20 protein-coding genes and 1 tRNA gene are annotated in these 21,451 nt (G+C 38.0%); 6 read left to right on the forward strand and 15 right to left on the reverse strand.

Going from position 1 to position 21,451, the window contains the following annotated elements:
* Position 1 precedes the first annotated feature (1 nt).
* The 3 genes from E0709_RS04960 to E0709_RS04970 all read left to right on the forward strand — a co-directional run bounded on the left by E0709_RS04960 (position 2) and on the right by E0709_RS04970 (position 2,490).
* Positions 2 to 1,933, forward strand: coding sequence for a DNA topoisomerase III (locus tag E0709_RS04960; RefSeq protein WP_132300955.1), 1,932 nt, complete (start codon positions 2 to 4; stop codon positions 1,931 to 1,933).
* Positions 1,934 to 2,034: 101 nt separating this feature from the next.
* Positions 2,035 to 2,385 carry a preprotein translocase subunit SecG gene (gene secG, locus E0709_RS04965; RefSeq protein ID WP_132300953.1) on the forward strand — a complete coding sequence of 117 codons (351 nt, stop codon included), beginning with the start codon at positions 2,035 to 2,037 and terminating at the stop codon, positions 2,383 to 2,385.
* 20 nt (positions 2,386 to 2,405) lie between these two features.
* Positions 2,406 to 2,490 (forward strand) — tRNA-Leu (locus E0709_RS04970).
* A gap of 377 nt (positions 2,491 to 2,867) precedes the next feature.
* Here E0709_RS04970 and sodC read toward each other — a convergent pair.
* The 3 genes from sodC to E0709_RS04985 form a co-directional block, all read right to left on the reverse strand.
* A complete protein-coding gene (sodC, locus tag E0709_RS04975) occupies positions 2,868 to 3,434 on the reverse strand; it encodes a superoxide dismutase family protein (protein ID WP_132300951.1) in 567 nt (188 codons plus the stop codon).
* 149 nt (positions 3,435 to 3,583) lie between these two features.
* Positions 3,584 to 4,843 (reverse strand): glutamate-5-semialdehyde dehydrogenase, encoded by a 1,260-nt coding sequence (gene proA, locus E0709_RS04980; protein WP_132300948.1) that lies wholly within the window; start codon positions 4,841 to 4,843, stop codon positions 3,584 to 3,586.
* Between the two features lie 12 nt (positions 4,844 to 4,855).
* A complete protein-coding gene (locus tag E0709_RS04985) occupies positions 4,856 to 5,278 on the reverse strand; it encodes a DNA polymerase III subunit psi (RefSeq protein WP_132300947.1) in 423 nt (140 codons plus the stop codon).
* Between the two features lie 113 nt (positions 5,279 to 5,391).
* Between E0709_RS04985 and rsmC the strand changes: the two genes are divergently transcribed.
* On the forward strand, positions 5,392 to 6,393 hold the full coding sequence (rsmC, locus tag E0709_RS04990; protein ID WP_132300945.1) for a 16S rRNA (guanine(1207)-N(2))-methyltransferase RsmC: 1,002 nt from the start codon (positions 5,392 to 5,394) through the stop codon (positions 6,391 to 6,393).
* A 34-nt stretch (positions 6,394 to 6,427) separates the two neighbouring features.
* Here rsmC and uriH read toward each other — a convergent pair whose 3' ends face one another.
* From uriH to E0709_RS05045, 11 genes are all read right to left on the reverse strand, one after another.
* A complete protein-coding gene (gene uriH / locus E0709_RS04995) occupies positions 6,428 to 7,357 on the reverse strand; it encodes a uridine-preferring nucleoside hydrolase UriH (protein ID WP_132300943.1) in 930 nt (309 codons plus the stop codon).
* A gap of 132 nt (positions 7,358 to 7,489) precedes the next feature.
* Positions 7,490 to 8,539, reverse strand: a complete 1,050-nt coding sequence (gene fbpC / locus E0709_RS05000) for a ferric ABC transporter ATP-binding protein (protein ID WP_207905226.1) — start codon at positions 8,537 to 8,539, stop codon at positions 7,490 to 7,492.
* 12 nt (positions 8,540 to 8,551) lie between these two features.
* On the reverse strand, positions 8,552 to 10,585 hold the full coding sequence (locus E0709_RS05005; RefSeq protein ID WP_391540689.1) for an ABC transporter permease: 2,034 nt from the start codon (positions 10,583 to 10,585) through the stop codon (positions 8,552 to 8,554).
* Positions 10,586 to 10,857: 272 nt separating this feature from the next.
* Positions 10,858 to 11,898 carry an ABC transporter substrate-binding protein gene (locus tag E0709_RS05010; protein WP_132300937.1) on the reverse strand — a complete coding sequence of 347 codons (1,041 nt, stop codon included), beginning with the start codon at positions 11,896 to 11,898 and terminating at the stop codon, positions 10,858 to 10,860.
* Between the two features lie 190 nt (positions 11,899 to 12,088).
* Positions 12,089 to 12,856 carry a DeoR/GlpR family DNA-binding transcription regulator gene (locus E0709_RS05015; protein ID WP_132300935.1) on the reverse strand — a complete coding sequence of 256 codons (768 nt, stop codon included), beginning with the start codon at positions 12,854 to 12,856 and terminating at the stop codon, positions 12,089 to 12,091.
* A gap of 60 nt (positions 12,857 to 12,916) precedes the next feature.
* On the reverse strand, positions 12,917 to 13,960 hold the full coding sequence (gene gatD / locus E0709_RS05020; protein WP_132300933.1) for a galactitol-1-phosphate 5-dehydrogenase: 1,044 nt from the start codon (positions 13,958 to 13,960) through the stop codon (positions 12,917 to 12,919).
* Between the two features lie 11 nt (positions 13,961 to 13,971).
* The gene (locus E0709_RS05025; RefSeq protein ID WP_132300931.1) at positions 13,972 to 15,345 is read right to left on the reverse strand and encodes a PTS galactitol transporter subunit IIC; all 1,374 of its coding nucleotides are present in this window, start codon (positions 15,343 to 15,345) and stop codon (positions 13,972 to 13,974) included.
* A 4-nt stretch (positions 15,346 to 15,349) separates the two neighbouring features.
* Entirely contained in the window at positions 15,350 to 15,634 is a 285-nt protein-coding gene (gene gatB / locus E0709_RS05030) for a PTS galactitol transporter subunit IIB (RefSeq protein WP_132300929.1), read from the reverse strand.
* A 17-nt stretch (positions 15,635 to 15,651) separates the two neighbouring features.
* Complete coding sequence (gene gatA, locus E0709_RS05035; RefSeq protein ID WP_132300927.1) at positions 15,652 to 16,101, reverse strand: PTS galactitol transporter subunit IIA; 450 nt, start codon at positions 16,099 to 16,101, stop codon at positions 15,652 to 15,654.
* A 19-nt stretch (positions 16,102 to 16,120) separates the two neighbouring features.
* Complete coding sequence (gatZ, locus tag E0709_RS05040; RefSeq protein ID WP_132300925.1) at positions 16,121 to 17,389, reverse strand: tagatose-bisphosphate aldolase subunit GatZ; 1,269 nt, start codon at positions 17,387 to 17,389, stop codon at positions 16,121 to 16,123.
* An 11-nt stretch (positions 17,390 to 17,400) separates the two neighbouring features.
* A complete protein-coding gene (locus E0709_RS05045; RefSeq protein WP_132300923.1) occupies positions 17,401 to 18,354 on the reverse strand; it encodes a tagatose 1,6-diphosphate aldolase in 954 nt (317 codons plus the stop codon).
* A 211-nt stretch (positions 18,355 to 18,565) separates the two neighbouring features.
* Here E0709_RS05045 and E0709_RS05050 point away from each other — a divergent pair, with 211 nt between their 5' ends.
* Together E0709_RS05050 and E0709_RS05055 are read left to right on the forward strand one after the other, a co-directional pair.
* Positions 18,566 to 19,294, forward strand: a complete 729-nt coding sequence (locus E0709_RS05050; RefSeq protein ID WP_132300921.1) for a DUF6088 family protein — start codon at positions 18,566 to 18,568, stop codon at positions 19,292 to 19,294.
* Positions 19,291 to 20,280: a nucleotidyl transferase AbiEii/AbiGii toxin family protein gene (locus tag E0709_RS05055; protein ID WP_132300919.1), complete on the forward strand. Its 990-nt coding sequence runs from the start codon at positions 19,291 to 19,293 to the stop codon at positions 20,278 to 20,280. The genes E0709_RS05050 and E0709_RS05055 overlap by 4 nt, the downstream gene beginning before the upstream one ends.
* Positions 20,281 to 20,336: 56 nt before the next feature.
* Here the strand turns inward: E0709_RS05055 and E0709_RS05060 are convergent, their stop codons facing one another.
* A complete protein-coding gene (locus tag E0709_RS05060; protein ID WP_132300917.1) occupies positions 20,337 to 21,383 on the reverse strand; it encodes an ABC transporter substrate-binding protein in 1,047 nt (348 codons plus the stop codon).
* Between the last annotated feature and the right edge of the window lie 68 nt (positions 21,384 to 21,451).

The following is a 21,451-nucleotide window of genomic DNA, read 5'->3' on the forward strand; positions in this document are numbered from 1 at the left end:
AATGCGTTTATTTGTCGCAGAGAAACCAAGCCTTGCGCGTGCCATAGCGGATATATTACCCAAGCCACATCAACGTGGTGAGGGGTTTATTCGCTGTGGTGAAAATGATTGTGTCACTTGGTGTGTCGGTCACTTACTTGAGCAAGCAGAACCTGACGCTTACAACCCAAATTTTAAACAATGGCGTTTGGAACATTTACCTATCGTACCTGAAAAATGGCAATTAATTCCACGTAAAGCAGTAGCTAAACAACTAAAAACTGTCGAAAAACTCATTCATCAAGCCGATATTCTAATTAACGCCGGTGACCCCGATCGCGAAGGGCAATTATTAGTAGATGAAGTGTTTAATTATGCGAATCTTCCTGCTGACAAATATTCTCAAATTCAACGTTGTTTAATCAGCGATCTGAACCCAAGCGCGGTGGAAAAAGCCGTAAATAAATTACAACCTAACACCCATTTTATTCCGCTCGCCACATCTGCATTAGCAAGAGCCAGAGCTGATTGGCTGTATGGCATTAATATGACCCGTGCTTATACCATTCGTGGGCGACAAGCAGGTTATAATGGTGTACTTTCAGTCGGGCGAGTACAAACGCCCGTGTTAGGCTTAATTGTTCGTCGTGATTTAGAAATTGAACATTTTCAACCCAAAGATTTTTTTGAAGTATTAGCTTATATTGCGAATGATGAAAAAACCGAGCCTTTTTTCACCGCACTTTGGCAGCCGAGTAAGGCTTGCGAAGATTATCAAGACGATGACGGTCGAGTACTTTCAAAAGGGCTAGCAGAAAATGTGGTCAAACGGATTCATCAACAACCAGCTGAAGTCGCAGCCTACGAAGATAAGCGAGAAAAAGAAACGGCTCCTCTCCCTTATTCCCTTTCGGCATTGCAAATTGATGCGGCAAAACGCTTTGCTATGTCGGCCCAAGAAGTACTTGACACTTGTCAAGATTTATATGAAAAGCACAAAATTATTACTTATCCACGCTCCGATTGCCGTTACTTACCTAATGAGCATTTTGCTGAACGCCATAAAGTCATACAAGCTATTTCTACCCATTGTGCAGATTATCAAACCTTGCCTAGTGCGGTTAACTTGGCGCAAAAAAATCGTTGTTGGAATGATAAAAAAGTAGAAGCCCACCATGCGATTATTCCGACTGCAAAAAATCACCCTGTTAGCTTGAATCGCAGAGAACAGCAAATTTATCAGCTTATTGCTCGTCAATATTTCATGCAATTTTGCCCTGATGCGGAATATCGTAAAAGTAAAATTACCTTAACTATTGTCGGAGGTACATTTATCGCCCAAGCTCGTAACTTACAGATTGCCGGTTGGAAAGAATTAATCGGAAAAGAAGATGATGATGAACAATTAGCCCCGCCTTTGCCCGTGGTCAAAAAAGGACAACTGCTATTTTGTCATCACGGCGAAATTGTTAGCAAAAAAACTCAACCCCCTAAGCCTTTCACTGACGCAACTTTGCTTTCTGCTATGACAGGTATTGCTCGTTTTGTGCAAAATAAGGAATTAAAAAAAATTCTACGTGAAACAGATGGTCTAGGCACTGAAGCTACAAGAGCAGGCATTATTGAATTATTGTTTAAACGCGGTTTCTTAGTGAAAAAAGGCAAAAATATTCATAGTACAGAAACCGGCAGAATTTTAATTCAAGCCCTACCAGACATCGCAACACAACCAGATATGACTGCGCAATGGGAATCACAATTAACCAGTATAAGTAAAAAAGAAGTTAGTTATCAACATTTTATGTGGCAACTCACACAAATGCTACCTGATTTAGTGCATTATGTTAATTTTTCGGCGTTACGTCAGATAAATAAGGTTGCCAACAATACAACAGCAAAACCTAAGTTTAATAAACGCAGAACAAAAGATCAAAGTGCGGTAATTTCCGATTAGATTTTCAGCGACTAAATAAAAACCCCTTGATTAAACACTAAATATTCGGTAATATCCGCATGTTTTTTAGAAAATAAATTTATCGCAGAGAAGATATTACAATGTATAACGCATTATTATTTATTTACCTTATTGTGTCCATCATTATGATCGGACTTATCCTTATTCAACAAGGGAAAGGTGCCGACGCGGGAGCGTCATTTGGTGGTGGTGCATCAGGTACAGTATTCGGTTCTGCTGGTTCAAGTAACTTTTTATCTCGTTCAACGGCTGTTTTAGCCATTATTTTCTTTGCATCAAGTATTATTCTTGGTAATTTGAATGCTCACCATGATAAAGTAAAAGAGGGTAAATTTGATGATTTATCCCAAGCTGCTCAACAGTTGGAACAACAAAAAGCGGTTACTCCGGCGTTAGAAGAAAATAAAAACGCAGATATTCCACAAAACTAAAATAAAACCCTATTAAATGCGCGCTGGTGGTGGAATTGGTAGACACGCTATCTTGAGGGGGTAGTGCTTCACGGCGTGCGGGTTCAAGTCCCGCTCAGCGCACCAATCTAACAAAAAAGACTATTTGCGTAGTCTTTTTTTATTTGCCGTACTCTTACGCCGACATACATAAACACCAGTTCAGAAAAGGCTTTATTACAAGCCTAGTAATTAACAATTTAATAATAACAGCCTATTTTAAATTAATGGGCTGTTATTATCTATAGGGTTTATACAGTAACATTTTTAGCATAAAAAACGGCTAAAAATGGAAAATAAGGGGATAAATTTTCAAAAAAGAAAAATATTTTTAGAAAAAAAGAAAATATCAACACTTTTATCTACTATGCCGGTTCTTAATTTCGGTCAAAGTGAAAGTCATCCCACAATTAGATCTGAAGAACTGATCTGCACTTTTGTAGTTTCAATCACAAATAATCTTATTACTTAATTATACCACAAGCCATTCTAGCTCCGCCACCGCCCAATGGAGCAGGGTGGTCGGAATGATTATCACTACCTACATGAATCATTAATGAGCGACCTTTGATTTCGGCTAACGTTTTTATTCGTGGAGCCAATACAGGATTGTTTGCGTTCCCATCCACATCGGTATATAGTGCAGGTAAATCACCTAAATGCGCTTCATCAGACCATGGAAAACCATGCTTCTTTGTATTATGTGGATCCCAGTGACCACCAGCCTCTAAACCAGCAATTAATTCACCATCTTTCTCTTTCGGATCACAACTAGGGTTCTCGTGAATATGGAAACCGTGTAAACCAGCTGTCAAACCTTTTAATTCAGGAGTAAATACTAAACCATAGTTGGATTCTGTCACATAGACATGTCCAAGTGGTTTATTGCCATTTACCGGATCCAGTAATTCCATTTCTACGGTTAAGGCGTTTTTATCTTTAGCATGATGCACAGATTCATGATCGTGCGAGTGTGCTGCTATCGGTAGGATAACAATCGCTAAACTCAGTACTAACAATGTTTTCTTCATAACTTACCTCAAATGAATAATTATTTAGTGTAAAGTAATAGAAAACGACAATGAATTCCATATCATTTTCTTCGTTCAATAATATACAAATTAAGTTAATTATTCAAATCTAAATAATTAATGAAAGATACGAATAGGCGAAAGGCATATTACGCTCTTGATACATAATCCCCAGTTGCTATCCATTTATAAGTTGTTAATGCTTCTAATCCCATAGGTCCACGAGCATGTAATTTTTGTGTACTTACTGCTACTTCTGCCCCTAAACCAAATTGACCACCATCGGTAAATCTTGTGCTAGCATTGACATATACTGCTGCCGCATCTACTTGTGATACAAATTGTTGCGCCAATTTTTGCGATTCCGTTAAAATCGCTTCTGAATGCTGACTACCGTATTCCCGAATATGCTCAATGGCTTGTTCAATATCTTTTACAATGACCACATTTAAATCTTTGGATAACCACTCTTGGCGTAGCTCTTGATCTTGTACTGGCTGGACATTGGCACCTGCTTGTTGCAAGATTAAAAGTGCAGCGGAATCTGCATGAAATTTTACCTGTTTTGCTTTTAAATGTTCGGCTAGTTTTGGTAAAAATTGGTTAGCAATACTTGCTTGCACTAAAAGTGTTTCTAACGTATTACAAGTGCTAGGACGTTGGGTTTTAGCATTATCAATGATGAAAAGTGCTTTATTTTGATCCGCACTTTGTTCCACAAAGGTATGACAAACACCAATACCTCCGACAATGACAGGAATAGTGGCATGCTGTTTACAGAGTTCATGTAACCCTGCCCCGCCACGGGGGATAATCATATCTACATAACGATCTAATTTAAGTAATTGCATGACGAATTCACGATTGGGATCGGTAATGGCTTGTACAGCTTCTTTTGGCAAACCCGTTTGCTCAAGAGCGGATTGTACGACTTCCACCAATACTTTATTCGAATATTGGGTTTCTTTACCACCACGTAAAATCACTGCATTACCTGTTTTTAAACAAAGGCTTGCTACATCAATCGTAACATTTGGGCGCGCTTCATAAATCGTACCAATCACACCTAGTGGAACTCGTACACGTTCTAATTTTAAACCACTATCTAATACTCCACCATCGATTAATTTACCCACAGGATCGGCAAGGGAAATTACATGACGTACATCATTGGCTATACTTTTTAAACGATCCGGTGTAAGTAATAAGCGGTCAATAATTGCTTCGCTCAAACCTGCTTGTTGCGCGATTTCAATATCTTTAGCATTCGCTTGTAAAATGCGATCCTGTTGTTGTTCAAGTTGATCAGCAATTTGTTGTAACGCCTTGTTTTTTTGTTGTTGAGAAAGTTGGGAAAGGATAAAAGCGGCTTGTTTGGCAGCTTTACCCATAGCAATTACATCAGTCATTTTTTCGTCCAGTTAATTTAAAGGTTGATTTAGAGTTTGAATTTGTTGCCAAAAATGGCGTTTTTCCTTGGGATCTTGTTTTAATGTCGCGAGATCGGGGCTTCGCCATTGTGCGATGGAATGTTGACATAAGGGCAAAGCGCGGTCAATTTTTTCAGTACTTTTGCTGATTAGCCAATAAATGACTTCTTGTTCTATATTAAGATGATTGGCTTGTTCAAAATCAATAAACAAACAATCATTCGGTTTAATCTCGCAACTTAGTAACACATCCTGCATAAATTTTTCATTGAGTGAAAATGGGATGTCGGTAATAATCACTAAACGAATATTTGCAGACACCTGAATATTCACCACCCCTTTTAACACATCAGGACGACGTAATTTCCATTGGCATACACCCATTTGTTGCAAAAGTAGATCGCGACGATTCAAAATGTTATCCATAAAAATAAAAACGAGAGAGTATTGTAAAGGGGTTTTGGAATTTCGTAAATAGCATTTTATTGCGTATAATAGCCAAAATTTTTACATAGGAATATCTTATAATGCTGAGTCTTGAAAGCCAAGTTTTACAACGTCATCTTGCTTTTTTTGAACATAAATCTGTTTTATTTGCTGGGGGAGTTAATGATGATTTTCCAATGCAAATTCGTTCGCAGGGAAAATCTGTCAAGATTTGGTCTTGTTATTTTGATTATGTGAACCACTTAAAAGACAAAAGTGCGGTGCATTTTGGCGAAATTTTTCAGGATCAAGCGGATTTGATGGTTTTTTACTGGACGAAAAATAAGCAAGAAGTACAGTTTCAATTAATGCAATTATTGGCAAATGCTAGCGTTAATCAGGAAATTTTAATTATTGGTGAAAATCGTTGTGGTGTGCGTTCGGTTGAGAAAATGCTTTCGCCATTTGGTGAGATTGGCAAAATTGACAGTGCCAGACGTTGTGGGTTGTATCATTTTTGTTTAACAGAAGTGCCACAATTTGAGTTTGCAACCTATTGGAAGACTTACCAAAATCAGAAACTTGGAGAATTAAAAATTCAAAGTTTGCCCGGGGTATTTAGTGCTAATGAATTAGATCTCGGCACAGATTTATTGCTTTCTACACTTAATCATACAATTACTGGTGATGTTCTTGATATTGGATGTGGTGCTGGGGTGATTGGGGCATTTATTAAGCAACATAATCCACAAATTAATTTGGTGATGAGCGATATTCACGCGATGGCGATTGCTTCGGCTAAACGGACGTTAGATGAAAATGGGGTGGCTGGTGAAGTGATAGCGAGTGACGTATTTTCCCATATTCAAGGTAAATTTGATTTGATTATTTCTAATCCGCCATTTCATGATGGTATTGATACGGCGTATCAGACTGTAACGACCTTAATTGAACAGGCACAACAACATTTAAAATCAGGTGGAGAATTGAGAATTGTAGCCAATGCGTTTTTGCCGTATGCGGATTTGTTAGATCGCTGTTTCGGTCGGCATCAGGTATTGGCGAAAACGGGCAAGTTTAAGGTTTATGCTGTTAACGTTTAGGATAGAGATCCCCGTCCTCTCGTACGGGGAAATGTTAAATAGTTTTAAGTGAATTAATCACCAAATCCCAAAACCGTTCCCGATCTAACTTGGTTGCCACAAAGGTATTACAAGGTTTCGGAGGATAACGGAAATCGGCTACGGTCATACCTAAAGTATGGGTGCCAGTTAATTCGATATTAATAGGCACTTGTTTCACTTCAATTAAGGTTGGGTCGATAATATAAGCTACTGCACAGACATCGTGTACAGGAGGTGCATCAAAGTTTTGGTTCTTTTTGTACATTTTGCCAAAGAAATCCAGCAAGTCCACCACAAATCTTGACACGGGCGTGGCAATATCTGCAATACGTTGCACCACATCAGGGGTAGCCAAGGCTTGGTGGGTAAGATCTAAACCCACCATGATGACTTTCCAGCCCGCATTAAACACAATATGAGCGGCTTCTGGATCAATCTTAATATTAAATTCGGCAACTGCTGACCAGTTTCCGGTATGATAGCCTCCGCCCATTAGTACCACTTCTTTAACCCGATTAATAATGCGTGGCTCAAGGCGAGCAGCTAAGGCGATATTGGTTAATCCGCCAGTTGGCACTAGAGTAATGGTCTTTTCAGGGTGTGACATTACCAAATCAATGATTAAATTGACGGCGTGTTGCTCGCTTAGGGATTGTGTTGGTGTTGGTAATACTGGACCATCTAACCCCGTTTTGCCATGAATATTCGCCGCATTTTCTACTTCTCTCACCAGCGGACGGTCCATCCCCTTTGCAATGGGAATACCACGAATATGAGCAATTTCCGCTACGGCTAAAGCATTGCGAGAAACCTTATCAATAGTTTGATTTCCCACAACAGTTGTAATAGCGAGTAATTCAATATTTGGATTGCCGTGAGCCAGTAAAATTGCAATGGCATCATCGTGACCGGGATCGCAGTCTAAAATAATTTTTTGTGCCATATTTTCTCCTACCTATTATCCATCCCCCGTACTTTCGTATGGGGCTAAGCATAGTGACGCTACGCCGTAGCTTTTATCCCAAGATGCGGAGCATCGTGATTTACTTAGCCCTGTACGCCAGTGCAGGGCAGATCATCCTTTTCTCAACAAAAACACCCCATGCTCACTCAAATGCACAAACGCGCTTTCAGCTTTCGGATCAAAATCTTCAGGATTGCAATTAACTAATAGAGCTTTTCCTCCCCAGTTAGCTACAATTTCCCAATGGTTCCCCATATACACCGCACTTTTAATTTGACATCGTTGACTAGCTTCACCTTGGTGTTTTAAGCGAATGGCTTCGGGACGAATTCCCACTAAACATTCTCCATCAGGTAAACCAAATTGATCAGCACTTGGCAAATGGAATTGGTAGTTATTAATCGTTACTTGATTTTGCGAAAGGATACCTTCAAAAATACTGCTTTCACCCATAAAGTTGGCTAAAAATAACGAATTAGGACGTAAATACAATTCTTTGGCAGGCGCTTTTTGCATAATTTTGCCTTTGTGCATGACGATTACTTCGTCTGACACCGCAAAAGCTTCAGCTTGATCATGAGTTACATAAAGTGAGGTAATTCCCAAACTTTGTTGTAACTCACGGATTTTTTCTCGCATAGAACGGCGTAAATTTGCATCTAAATTACTCAATGGTTCATCAAATAACAACACTTTCGGTTTTAACACCAAGGCACGAGCCAAAGCGACACGTTGTTGTTGACCGCCTGAAATTTGATCCACAAAACGATCTTCAAAGCCTACGAGATCCACCAATTCCAAAGCTTCTTTCACTCGTTGTTTGCACTCTTCACTACTTATGCCTTGCATTCGTAAACCATAACCCACATTATCGCCGATAGACATGTGAGGAAATAACGCATAGGACTGGAACACAATACAAATATCCCGATTTTGAATGGACGATTTGGTGACATCTTCGCCGTCAATAAAAATTTGCCCTGAAGTAGGCGTTTCTAATCCTGCTACCAACCGCAATACGGTGGTTTTTCCACAACCCGAAGGCCCGAGCAACGTGACCATTGTGCCGCGTTTAATGGTTAAATCTAAATTATCAATCACAACCGCTTTACCAAAGGCTTTCGTGATATTTTTTAATACTAAGAAATCTTGACTCATAATTTACAACCTTTATTAATTCATTGTTTTCGCTTTGGAACGGGAAATGCGAGTGTCGCCCACGATCCAGTCAAAGAATAAGATAATTGCCATCATCACCACGATTAAAATTGAACCATAAGCAATGGCAATACCATATTCGCCGTCTTCTACACGGTTTAAAATATAGGATGTGGCGACCCTTGTATCTGCGGTTACTAAGAACACGATGGCACTAACTGTAGTCATCGCTCGTACGAAACTGGTGACTAATGCCGATAATAACGCTGGTTTTAATAATGGGAATACGATATACCAAATGGTTTTAAATGAACTACCTTTTAAGGAAAGCGAGGCTTCATCTAAGGATTTATCTAGCTGACCCAATCCAGCCACCGCCGAACGCATCCCCACCGGCATATTACGCATGACCATGGATAGAATAATAATCATGCTCGTTCCTGTTAGATAAATTGGAGCATCATTAAAGGCTAAAATATAAGATACCCCCGCGACAGTTCCCGGCACGGCAAAACAAAGCAAGGTTAAGAATTCCAACGTTTTTTTACCTTTAAAATCACGACGTACCGTCACATAAGCAATCAACAAACCAAACAACGCTGTAATCGGTGCAGCAGTAGCAGCAAATAACACTGTTTGAATCAAAGATGGCCAAGCTCCATCACTAAATCCTTGACCAAATAAAGTGATATAGTTTTTTAAGGTTAAGGTATAGTCTACGCCCCAGTTTACTGTAAAGCTACCGTAGAAAATGCTGCCGTATAGAGTAAGATTAAAACAAATCCAAAATGCTAAGATAAAAATAATCGTCCATTTTAGCCCTGCAGGTAAATCTTGTGTTTCCCCACGATAAGATTTGCCCGAAACTGTTACATAGGAGCGATTGCCAATCCAAATATATTGAATCACGAAAATCGCTAAGGAAAAAATTAATAATAGTGAACCTAGCGTACTAGCGGAGGCGTAATCTAATTGCGATCCTGCAATATAAAAATAAATTTGCGTGGCTAACACATCAAAACTACCGCCTAGCACCAATGGGTTACTAAAATCTGCCAAAGATTGAATAAATACAATCAAGAACGAGTTTGCTAGGGCCGGGCGTAACAACGGGAAAATAATGCTATAGAATGTTTGATAGCGGTTGGCTCGTAAGGTGTAAGAGGCTTCTTCAATAGACGGATGAATAGATTTCAACGCACCATCTAAAATCATGAAAGACATTGGTGTAAATGCCAAAATCTGCGCAATCGCGATACCGTTAAAACCATATAGCCAGTTATGGTTAGTAAAGCCTAAATATTCATCTAAAAATTCCGTTACATAACCTGAACGCCCCAGCATTAAGGTTACCCCAAGACCGACCACAAATGGTGGTGTCACAATTGGTAAAATTGAGAAAATTTTACCAATAAACGCCGTGCGTCTCGCAATTCTAGTGGTATAAAGGGCAAAAGCTAAGCCAAAAATGGTGGAAACGATTCCCACAAAACTCGATAAAGTAAGGGAATTGGTAATTACTCGAACAATATAATTTTGGCTTAATATACGTAATACTTGTTGTGGAGCGAAAGTATCACCGTCATAAAACATAGATACGAAAATTGCCACTGTTGGATACACAATAAAAAAGGCAATTAATAAGATAATAGCCAAAATTGAACCAATAATAAATTTATCCCCTTGCATTACTTTCAATTTTGCTAAAGCAAAAGTAGCAATAGCAGAAAGTGTACAAATGAGAATAAGCACTGAGTAACCCATGGATATTTTGTAAATCATTGCACTGATAAACAAAAATAAAAAGTTGAAGCCAACTAACGCTAATTCAGTTTTAGCTTGCTTTTCTGTTGGTAAATTTAATTTTGCAATAATTAGAAAACCAACTAATGGTAAAAACCATAAAATAGTTAAATTAAATGATGACCAACCCATGGCATCATAAAATTCATCGGCGGTACTTTCCAACAAGCCATAATCTAAGGCTTGAGATGGTAGCACAAGAAAAGCAATTAAAGAAAGCAACAACCAAAAATGACTGGTCTGCATAAAGGGTGTTTTTGCGGAATACATATCATCTCCATTTTTGTATGAGGTACATCATTCAATCCGTATGATGTCGTAGTATAAAACGATATTAATACTACGTAACTTGCTTAATTATGTTGGAAAAAACAGGTAAATGATACGATATTTCTAAATGTAATTCTGTGACAGAGATCACAAATTGGGAATATCAATATCCTTTTAGGATAGAAAATATTATTTATATGCAATACATGACTAATAATTTAGCCATGCATTGTATAGCTTTCAAATAATCAATTTGCCAATTTTACTTCATTTACCCATTTATTAATAAGGCGAGTTCTTTCTTCTGTTGAACCGTATTTCTCGAAGTCGTAGTTGATTAGATTTAATGTATTAGGATCAAAAGCGGCTGGAGCTTGTTCTGCTGTGGTGTTGGTTAGAATTTGGAAACTATTACCTTTTTTCCAGGCGGTTTCTTGCCCTTCTTTAGATAATGCCCAATCTACAAATAATTTAGCATTATCCAAATTTCTCGCTCCTTTTAATATACTCACGCCACCCAGTTCATAACCTGTTCCTTCGCAGGGGACAACCATTTCGATTTTAGCCCCTTGTTGAATTTGTAACGCATAATCATGTAAGAATCCAATACCAATGGCTGTTTCACCACGAGCTGCAGCATTGGCTGGGGCGAAACCTGTTTTAGTATATTGTGAAATGGAAGAGTGTAATTGTTTGAAATAATCAAATGCAGTCTGTTCGCCCCAGAGTTGAACAAAAGTGGCGATAGCGACATAGGCTGTCCCCGAACTTTGCGGATCGGCAATTTGAATTTCACCTTTTAAGCGTGAATCGGTTAAATCTTTCCAACATTTTGGCACTTCGTTAATGCCTAATTTTTTCAGACGTTCGGTATTTACGCCGAAGCCCAAAATTCCCATATAAATAGCGGTGGAATAATTGCCTTTCACTTTACCTGGTTCTTGGAATTTTTCCACAATTTCGTCAATATGTTTGGATTTATAAGGTTGTAACAACCCCATTTCAGCCGCTTGAGCTTGCGGATCAAAAGTACCGCCATAGACAACATCACCTTGTGGATTATTTTTTTCAGCTTCTACTCTTGCTAAAGTTGATCCTGCACTAGCACGAATAAAAGATGCTTTTACATCATATTTTTTGCTGAATGCTTGCGTTTCAGCCTCACACATTTCATTTGTGGCTGTACAATAAACAACTAGACGACCTTTAGCTTGAGCCGATATGGATAACAACATTGTCGTACCTAAAAGTGCGGTGGAAATGATAAAAGAAATTTTATTTGGTTTCATAATAACCTCACTTAGTTAGTTAAACGTTAATATTCGGAAGTTATCATAATATATTAATGGTTTTAAATCTGTGACAAAGATCACAAAATGAAAAATAAAGTTTCATTTTATTTCTTTTTCTGCTGTTTTATTTTGATTGTTTAAGGTAATAGTTCGAAAAATAGCTTGATATTATAATATTGATAATAAGCTAAGCGATTTTTAGTGAAAGATTTAACCCAGCTAATGCAGCTTTATGCTGTGGAGATAGATCTCTGTCAGTGATGATAAGATCTAGTTTATTCATGGGGAGGACGACATTAAAGCCGTTACGGTTAAACTTTGTGGAGTCAACCACGGCGACAACTTTGGACGAAACAGATGCCATGACACTGCTAATGTGGTAGCCTTCGTTAAAAGTGGTTAAACCAATGTGCGGATCGACACCGTCTGCACCCACAAACATAATGTCCGCACGAATCCCTTGTAGGGCATTTTCTGCCATTGTGCCGTGCATAGAACGTGTTTTGTGGCGAACCGTTCCGCCACAAAGGACAAGGGTTATATCCGGGGAATCAGACAAAATAGTAGCAGCGGGTAAGTTATTGGTGATAACCGTAATGTTTTTGATTTTTAGTAACTGGTGGGCGATCATCATGGTGGTACTACCGCTGTCTAAAATAATGGTGTTGCCTTCTTTAATTAGTTTGGCTGCGGCGTAAGCGATTTGATTTTTGGGATTTTGGGAAAGTGAATAGCGTTCTTCTAATTTAGTTTCAGTATCTTCCGATTGTGGTGTATTTAACAATCCTGCACCACCGTGAAAGCGAATCAATAAACCTTGTTTTTCTAATAGGCGTAAATCCGTGCGAATAGAAACTTCGGAAATATCAAATTGTTGTGAAAGGTCGCTGACCAGTACTGTGCCATTTTCTTTCAATAATTTAATAATTAGATTGCGTCTTTCAAAGGTATTCATCATTTTCCCTTAATAAATAAAAGCGTGTAAAAGTTTCACACGCTTTTATTATACGCTTTTTTAATCAAATTTTAAGACTATTTTTCCATTCATTGGCTTTCCGTCTAATTTATTGACTTCTTCAACATAGTTTTCAATAACATTGATTGAAGAGATAAGTGCGGAGGTATTGATTTTATTTTCTTCAATTAATTTTGTCGCATCTTGCCACTCTTGACCAGGCCAAGGGGCAGAATAGTTCATCCAAGATCCCAATATGGTTAATTCTTTGCGTAAAATCAGCCCAAATGTATTGGGATTGAGCGATAATTCATTATGCAATGTGCCAATTAAGGCTAATTGTGCTTTAGACCCTGCTATTTGAATAGAAAGTTCTACGGTTTTTGGCACGCCAGCGGTTTCTAAAATTAATTGATCAAAGCGTTTCTCTACGAGCTGCAGACTTATCTCTTCTGCCGACAATAAAGCCGAATTGAATACATAATCTGCCCCAAGAGAGGTTGCAAGATCCAATTTGTCTTGATTGATATCAATAACCGTCACGCTATTTGCCCCTAAGGCTTTAGCACATTGGGCAGCTAATAAGCCAATCGTGCCAGCACCCACCACAATCACATTTTTATTGGCACAGCCTTGTGCTAAATAAATGCCATGTAATCCCACGGTGATGGGTTCAATAAACGCACTTTGTAATTCATCAGCTTGTGCAGGCATTTTAACCAAATTGTATTGATTAACACAAATATACTCCGCATTTGCCCCGAATCGTCTTGAGCCGATAAAATTGTAATGTTTACATAGCGAGTAAAATCCTTTTTCACATTCAGGGCAGTTAAAACAAGGTTGTAAAGGGGCACAAGCCACCAAATCCCCTTGCTTTAAATCCCTGACATTTTCTCCAACTTGTTCTACAATACCACTAAATTCGTGACCCAGAACAATGGGATAAAAATGCGTACCATGATGAAAAATACGGGGAATATCGGAGCCACAAAGCCCCGAATAACGCACTTTCACTAATACATCGTTAGCATTTTCTATCTTTGGTTTATCCAGATCCTGAATAACCATTTGTCTATTTGCTTGAATGACGACCGCTTTCATCTTAAAACACCTTATTTGGACACTGCACTTTTTTCTGTATTTTCAATTTGTTGTGCTTTTTCATAGGCTTTTGCTCTACGCCAAGTCAGTACAACTGCAGCAAAATAAATGATACCAATTACAGTAAAGCCAACAATGTTTTCAAGGGTTAATGCTTGAACCAATAAATAAGTAATTGGTGATCCACCCTGATCCATAGAAGCCACTTGTTCACCAACTTTTAATGTACCTGCATTCGCCGCCAATTGGGTATTTAGCCAAATAGTTTGCGTTGCGATCCATAAAGTGATTGACATAATGATTGTGCCTGAGATCAAGGTTCTAAATAAATTACCTTGATGTACTGCCACTGCCATTGCTACAAAAAAACCAATGGTGGCTAAATCGCCGAATGGCAAGACTTGGTTACTAGGAAGTAACACGGCAATCAGAATGGTTAATGGAATAAAAATCAAACTAGCAGATACCACGGAACTATGTCCCAACAATAAAGCTGGATCTAAACCAATTAAGAAATCTTTACCACCAAATTTGGCTTGTAATTTTTTGCGAGCTTGTTTGGCGATTGGGGTTAAACCGTCCATAATGGGTTTAATGACTCTTGGCATTAATAACATGACCGCAGCGGTTTTAATGGCAAGTTGTAAGGTGTCTTTAAGATTGTAGCCCGCCAATAATCCAATCACGATCCCCATAATAAAGCCCACGGTGACAGGTTCGCCTAAAGGACCAAAGCGTTTTTGCAGATCATCGGCGGAGAAATGAATTTTATTTAAACCAGGGATTTTATCAATAATGGTATCCACCAACACCGCAATTGGACCAAGATAAGCCGAAGTGCCGTGTGGAATCGCAATACCGTCTAATTCAAAGAAATGTTTGGTATCTTTGGTAAACCAATCCCCTAATTTATAGGCAAAAGCTGCATGAATCACTACACCTAAAATCCCCAACCAATATGAACCTGTTGCAATATGCACTAACGCCCCAGTAAAGGTCATGTGCCAAATATTCCAAATATCCACATTCACCACACGGGTCATTTTTAATACCAACATCAAAATATTCACCGCAATAGCGATGGGAATCGCCACTAAGGCAATTTGTGAGGCCCAAGTTATTGGGGAAGCCCCCGGCCAGCCTAAATCGATCACATTTAATTGAATATCAAAAGTATGAGCCATGGCTTTGGCGGCTGGACCAATGGAATCTAGCATTAACCCAATGACCAAGCCAATTCCCACAAATCCGATACCAATTTGTAACCCTGCTTTAAACGCCTCACCAAATTTCATGCCTAAAAATAAGGAAAAGATAATAATCACAATTGGTAACATTACCGCTGGACCTAAGTCCAAAATGTATTGCATAACTTCGTTAAACATAATTTTACCCTCTTAGAATAGTTAGGATTTTGTCTTTTAATTCATCAATGCCAACGCCTGAAACGAAAGGCATGCCATGAACAATGGGAATGTCACCAAAACTTTGCGAAATTTTGGCAGTAGTACAAATTAGATCCGTGTCATCCACATAACTGCTAATTTCGCTCACTCGGCATTGCACAAGTTCCAGTGGAATATTATGTTCCGCACAAAGCTCTTTGATTTCTTCTGCTGCCAAGGTAGAGGTGGCGACCGCACCACCGCAGGCAACAATAATTTTCTTTTTCATAGCTCACCTCCTAGGGATTAATTAAACGTTAAGTGTTGCTTTATTAAAGTGGGTAATAGGCGACTTGGCGTGGATATTAATTGCTCAACAAATTGATTATCTTGTAATTTCCCAAATAGCGTTTTAAGCACATTTAATTGTTCTTTAGGATCAGTGACCACTAAAGCAATAATAAAATGAACGTCTACTGTGCCATCATCATCTGCTCGGTTAAATGCTACGGTTTTATTAGGACGAATAAAATAAATCGCAGGTTTTAACGCATGTTCCGCTTCACAATGGGGAATCGCCACCGCATAATGTTCTAATTCAATACCCGTTGGAAATTCGTCTTCACGTTCAAAAACAGATTGGCGATAACTCGCTTTCACAATATGGCGAGCAATAAGTTCATCTGCAATGTGATTTAATGCTTCGCGAAAATCATGAAAGGAAATATCGGTTTTGATTAATACGTCAGTATTCATAGGTTACATCCTTTTATTTTTATGATTTACCGTGACAACCAAAGGCATAATCCGCTAGGACAAGCTGAATTTTATCGATGATTAAATGAATTGGTGTGCAATCCAGATCACCCGTGACAACTCGGTGGTATTGTTCTGGCAAATATTGGCTAAGCAATCCTAATGGAATTTCTATTGGCTCTAAATTATGGATTAATTTTTCCACTGCGTGATGAATACGCTCATGTGGCCAATAATAGCGGATTCTGTCGGATAGACTAAAATGTAGATCAACCATTGCCTTTGAGTGAGTAGGTGAATAGTATTTTTTCCAATAGGTTGGTTCATCTTGCATCACCTGATCGATCACGGAGATCAAATGACTTTGCTGTTCTGGTGATACCAATTCTTTTTCAATATTCGCCAACGCAAACAACGCTTCTCTTAAAGCAAAGGTTAAAGCAGGTCCTACTTTCAGAATCGCAAAGTGATCTTCAACTAAATGACGATAAGATGGACGAGTTTGATAATCGGTGGAATGTGCTTCAAAAATATAAGGTGTTTTTTCAATAAAAGAAGATAATTCTCTTGCTAAATCAGGTTGATAGAGAATAACATTGGCGTGATCAAATTCCACCCCAGGTTGAACCACGAGTCCAATAACACGACAAAAAGCCTGATGTAACCCTAAATCTTCAAAGGCTTTTTTATGCGTATCTATGGTTTCTTGTACACTTGACACCGTAGTCACATCAACAGATTGAATCGCATGGGCTTCACCGCCAGGGACAGGCACTTCCGTTCCGATAATGTAGGTAATATTATTGCGTTCTTGTTCCGAAAGTGAGTTTTCAATGGCTTGAGCCAAAATAGCCGCTCGTTCTGCAACGATCTGTGGCGGAAGTGGCGTAGGATCATCGGCACAGGACATAGACGTATCCAAATGAATTTTCTGAAAACCTGCCTTGACATAGTCAATCACTAAATCTTTAGATTTTTCCACCGCACTTTGTGCAGATTCATGTTGCCAACAATTTGGACCAAGATGATCACCGCCTAAAATCAGACGTTCCAACGGAAAATCAATTTTTTCAGCGATTTTATGCACAAAATTTTTAAAATCAATCGGTCTCATTCCTGTGTAACCGCCAAATTGGTTTACTTGATTGGATGTGGCTTCAATGAGAACCTTATTATTTGTATGGAGATCAAAACGCAAAGCCGCTTCAATCACTAAGGGATGAGCCGAACAAACGGAACAGATGCCAACAGCTTGCCCTGCTTTATGTTTTTCAACCAGTGCTTTCATTTTTATTTATCCTATTGTGTAATCGGTGTCGCTGTATTCGTTAATATATCATTTAATATTCTAATATTATTCAAACCTTGCGTTTTAATCCATTGAATAGCTTGTTCTTTTCCCTGTTGTTTGAACATATCCGCACTTCCTGCCCAAGTGGCACGTCCACATAATACGCCGTTAAATGTAGAACCTGCCTGTTTCGCAAAAATCAAGGTTTGCTGAAATAATTCAGGGCTGACTCCCGCACTGAGAAAAATAAAGGGTAAAGGCGTTGCTTCACTTTGTTGTTTGAAAAAGGATTTCGCTACTTCTTGACTATAAACACTTTCATCTTGACTAAAACCTTCCACATAATTCATATCCACAGGAATTTCTACTTTTAACACATCCACATTAAAGCGTGGATCTGAAAATAGCTGCATGGCTTCAATCACTTTTCTTGGTTTTAATCTTGCAAATTCTTTCGAATCCGAAATCTGACTATCATAAGTAAGAATTTCTAAGAAAAACGGCATATCTTCAGCCACACATTCAGAACCCACACGTTCCACAAATGCCTTTTTGATGTCATTAATTTCGTTACCTTCATCAATATCAATGTAAAGCAATAACTTAACGCCATCTGCTCCCTTTTCTTTTAATTGTTTTACCGAAACGCCATCAATCAAATCGGGAAAACGCCCCACTTTCGTTTTGTCATAACCTGTTTTTTCATAAGCCATAATTAATCCACACTTAGGATCTTTTAAATTTGCTGCATCCCAGCCATATTCAGGATCTAACAAAATGGCAGATGCCTCAGTGGTTAAATATTGAGAAACTAACCCTTTGAAAGCGGTGATGTTATTATCGCTTACATCTTCCCCAAGCATTCTTCTCAACGCCCCACGCTGATCAATAGCTAATGCTCGAAAAATTCTTTCACTGCCGTAAAGTTTGTTTAGACGTTGTTGTTTAAGCGAAATGCACATAATTACCTACCTTTTTGTTTTGTATTATTTCGTTTTATTTTGAATATTTTCATTTTATTTAAAAAAGAGAGATTGTAAATAACCTTTTTTCAGAATTGTGATCTTTGTCACAGTTTTCAATAAAAATAGGATTCCAAAAAGAAATGTAGTATCTGTTTCTTTTTATGCTAAAATATGTCCAGTTTATTCTATAAAAAACTGGACATTATTTATGTTAAGAAATAACACCGATTCAAAAAATCAAGTGCTACAAGATATTCCAAGAGGTATTGTTTTTGGATTCAATGAGTTAGAAAAAAGCTCAAGCACACAGGCTATGATAAAAATGCTTAATAGAAAAGTGGTTAAAGGTGAACTGGTGAAATTATCCAAAGGTCGCTTTTATAAGCCTGAGAAAACGATTTTTGGGCAGTTGCAAGCTCCGATTAATGAAGTAGTAAAAGACTTTTTATACAAAAATGGAAGCTGTATTGGTTACCTAACAGGTTTGAGCATATACAATCAGTTTGGGCTAAGCTCACAAGTGAGTTCTGTTATTCAAATTGGACGAAATAGCTTACGTCCAGCATTACAACGATTACAGTATAAGATCCATTTTGTTCAGCAGAAAAATATTATTACGCAACAAAATATTCCGTTGTTGCAATATTTGGATTGTATTCGTTTTATAAAGAAAATCCCTGATAGCACCGTGAGTAAGGCGGTTTCTCGTTTGTTGAGCCTATTAGATGATTTTTCGGATGAACAAAAAGAGGCAATGGTAAGCCTTGTATTACAATATCCTCCATCAACAAGGGCATTATTCGGGGCAATGCTTGAATATTGCCAACAATATTCGCTCGCAGATAGCCTATTTGATACCTTGAATCCCATTACAACATATCAATTTATTGATGTTGATAAGATTTTACCGAATACGAATAAATGGAATATAGTATGAAATTACATGAGAATCCTGAATTATTTCAGCAAGCGATTCGATATACTGCGGATAGTTTAAAGATACTTCCAATCTATGTAGAAAAAGATTATTGGGTTACCTATGCTTTGTGGGTTTTGTTTTCTAGTGAAATGACTGCGAAAATTGTGTTTAAGGGCGGTACGTCACTGGCAAAATGCTATGGACTGATTGAGCGATTTTCCGAAGATATTGATTTAGTGATCATACGAGAACAAAATGAATCCGATAATCAAGCGAAACAAAAACTAAAAAAGATTGAGCAAATTATTTCAGAAAAATTGCCAGAAATGCCAATAGAAAATTTAACTCATCGAACTGGAAAAATAAGGAAAACTGCTCATAGTTACCAACACTATTTTAGTGGTGATTATGCTCAAGCCAGAGATTTTATTGTATTGGAATCTACTTGGTTGGGCTATTTTGAACCCTTTGAAAGTAAGAAAATATCTTCACTTATTGGCTTAATTTTAGCTAAGAATCATCAATCTGAGATAATAACGCAATATGACCTTGGCGATTTTCCAGTTAATGTGTTAATGCCGAGCAGAACACTTTGTGAAAAAATAATGAGCCTAGTTCGTTTTTCTTATGATCCCAACCCTATTACCGCACTAAGAAATAAAATACGTCATATTTATGATATTCATCAATTACTGAGCAGGGCAGAATATCGGCGTTTTTTTGATGGGTCTGAATTTGAAAAAATGCTAGTTAGAGTGGCTCGAGATGATATTCATAGTTTCAAAAATAATAACCAATGGCTAAGTCACCATCCTGTGGAATCTCTGGTATTCAAAGATGAAACAATATGGGAGCAATTAGAATTTCCTTACCAAAATGAATTTGGTAAGTTAGTCTATGGGAATTTACCGAATTTTAATGATATTAGATTTACGTTTGAGAAATTAAAAACTCGTCTTGCTAAGATTAAACAGTGGGATATAGTTGTTAAAAAACAAGGCTAAGTACATAATAAACTTAGCCTTATCATTCAAACTGCGGTTATTTTTTGTAATTTTTATCATTTAGCCAATTTAACTTCATCAACCCACTTCGTAATTAAGTGTTTACGTAAATCGCTCGCACCATATTTATCAAAATCATAATTAATTAAATTAATGGATTTAAAATCTAAAGAATAAGGTGATTGTTTCGCTTGGCTATTGGTTAAAATTTGATGAGTTTCACCCTTTTGCCACGAAAGTTCTTGTGCTTCAGCGGATAACGCCCAGTCTACAAATTTTTTCGCATTTTCAAGGTTTCTGGCGCCTTTAATAATACTCACGCCCCCAATTTCATAGCCAGTCCCTTCGCAAGGTACGATTAATTCAACAGGTGCACCTTTTTCTTTTTCAATGGAATGTTCGTGTAAGAATCCTACTCCAATAGATGCTTCGCCACGGGCTGTATTACGGGTAGCGGTATTACCTGATTTGGTATATTGTGATACGTTTTTATGTAAATCTTTTAAGTATTGGAAAGCCTGATCTTCGCCCCATAATTGTACAAAAGTGGCTAAAGCAGTGTAAGCAGTACCAGAACTTTGTGGATCAGCAGCTTGAATTTCATTTTTTAAACGTGGATCAGTTAAATCTTTCCAACATTTTGGTATAGGAATATTTAATTTTGCGAGACGTTCTGTATTGACGCCAAAACCTAAAATGCCTAAATAAATCGCTGAAGTATAATTGCCTTTGACTTTAGCCGGATCTTTTAATTCATCAGGAATAAATTGCAAATTAGGTGATTGATATTGGACCAGTAAGCCCATCTCACCCGCTTGAGAATGGGGATCTAAGGTGCCACCATACCAAACATCACCTTGTGGATTGGCTTTTTCGGCATCTATTTTGGCTAAAATACTGCCTGTACCGCCACGAATAAAACTGGTTTTAATGCCAGTTTTCTTTTCAAAAGCGAGAATTTCTTGTTCGCACATCGTATTTTGAGCACTACAATATACAACTAAGCGACCACTATTAGCCGCATTTGCGATAGCATTTTGGTTAAATGCTACGCTACCGAGTAAAATAGTGGAAAGTGATATTGCCATTTGAGAAGTTTTCATAAGCTCTCCTTTTTATTGAATATTAAAGGATTGGGTAGGATTACACTATGCTGACACATGTCCTACCC

Origin of the sequence: Lonepinella koalarum (assembly GCF_004565475.1) — a bacterium.
Classification (GTDB): domain Bacteria; phylum Pseudomonadota; class Gammaproteobacteria; order Enterobacterales; family Pasteurellaceae; genus Lonepinella; species Lonepinella koalarum.

Bases quoted from the DNA above. Each gene is read 5' to 3' on its own strand.
- uriH (WP_132300943.1), bottom strand. From the start codon at position 7,357: ATGGCACAAAAAATTATTTTAGACTGCGATCCCGGTCACGATGATGCC.
- E0709_RS04960 (WP_132300955.1), top strand. From the start codon at position 2: ATGCGTTTATTTGTCGCAGAGAAACCAAGCCTTGCGCGTGCCATAGCG.
- secG (WP_132300953.1), top strand. From the start codon at position 2,035: ATGTATAACGCATTATTATTTATTTACCTTATTGTGTCCATCATTATG.
- rsmC (WP_132300945.1), top strand. From the start codon at position 5,392: ATGCTGAGTCTTGAAAGCCAAGTTTTACAACGTCATCTTGCTTTTTTT.
- E0709_RS05055 (WP_132300919.1), top strand. From the start codon at position 19,291: ATGAAATTACATGAGAATCCTGAATTATTTCAGCAAGCGATTCGATAT.
- sodC (WP_132300951.1), bottom strand. From the start codon at position 3,434: ATGAAGAAAACATTGTTAGTACTGAGTTTAGCGATTGTTATCCTACCG.
- proA (WP_132300948.1), bottom strand. From the start codon at position 4,843: ATGACTGATGTAATTGCTATGGGTAAAGCTGCCAAACAAGCCGCTTTT.
- E0709_RS05060 (WP_132300917.1), bottom strand. From the start codon at position 21,383: ATGAAAACTTCTCAAATGGCAATATCACTTTCCACTATTTTACTCGGT.
- gatZ (WP_132300925.1), bottom strand. From the start codon at position 17,389: ATGAAAGCACTGGTTGAAAAACATAAAGCAGGGCAAGCTGTTGGCATC.
- gatA (WP_132300927.1), bottom strand. From the start codon at position 16,101: ATGAATACTGACGTATTAATCAAAACCGATATTTCCTTTCATGATTTT.
- E0709_RS05045 (WP_132300923.1), bottom strand. From the start codon at position 18,354: ATGTGCATTTCGCTTAAACAACAACGTCTAAACAAACTTTACGGCAGT.
- E0709_RS05025 (WP_132300931.1), bottom strand. From the start codon at position 15,345: ATGTTTAACGAAGTTATGCAATACATTTTGGACTTAGGTCCAGCGGTA.
- E0709_RS05015 (WP_132300935.1), bottom strand. From the start codon at position 12,856: ATGAATACCTTTGAAAGACGCAATCTAATTATTAAATTATTGAAAGAA.
- E0709_RS05010 (WP_132300937.1), bottom strand. From the start codon at position 11,898: ATGAAACCAAATAAAATTTCTTTTATCATTTCCACCGCACTTTTAGGT.
- gatD (WP_132300933.1), bottom strand. From the start codon at position 13,960: ATGAAAGCGGTCGTCATTCAAGCAAATAGACAAATGGTTATTCAGGAT.
- E0709_RS05050 (WP_132300921.1), top strand. From the start codon at position 18,566: ATGTTAAGAAATAACACCGATTCAAAAAATCAAGTGCTACAAGATATT.
- gatB (WP_132300929.1), bottom strand. From the start codon at position 15,634: ATGAAAAAGAAAATTATTGTTGCCTGCGGTGGTGCGGTCGCCACCTCT.
- E0709_RS05005 (WP_391540689.1), bottom strand. From the start codon at position 10,585: ATGCAGACCAGTCATTTTTGGTTGTTGCTTTCTTTAATTGCTTTTCTT.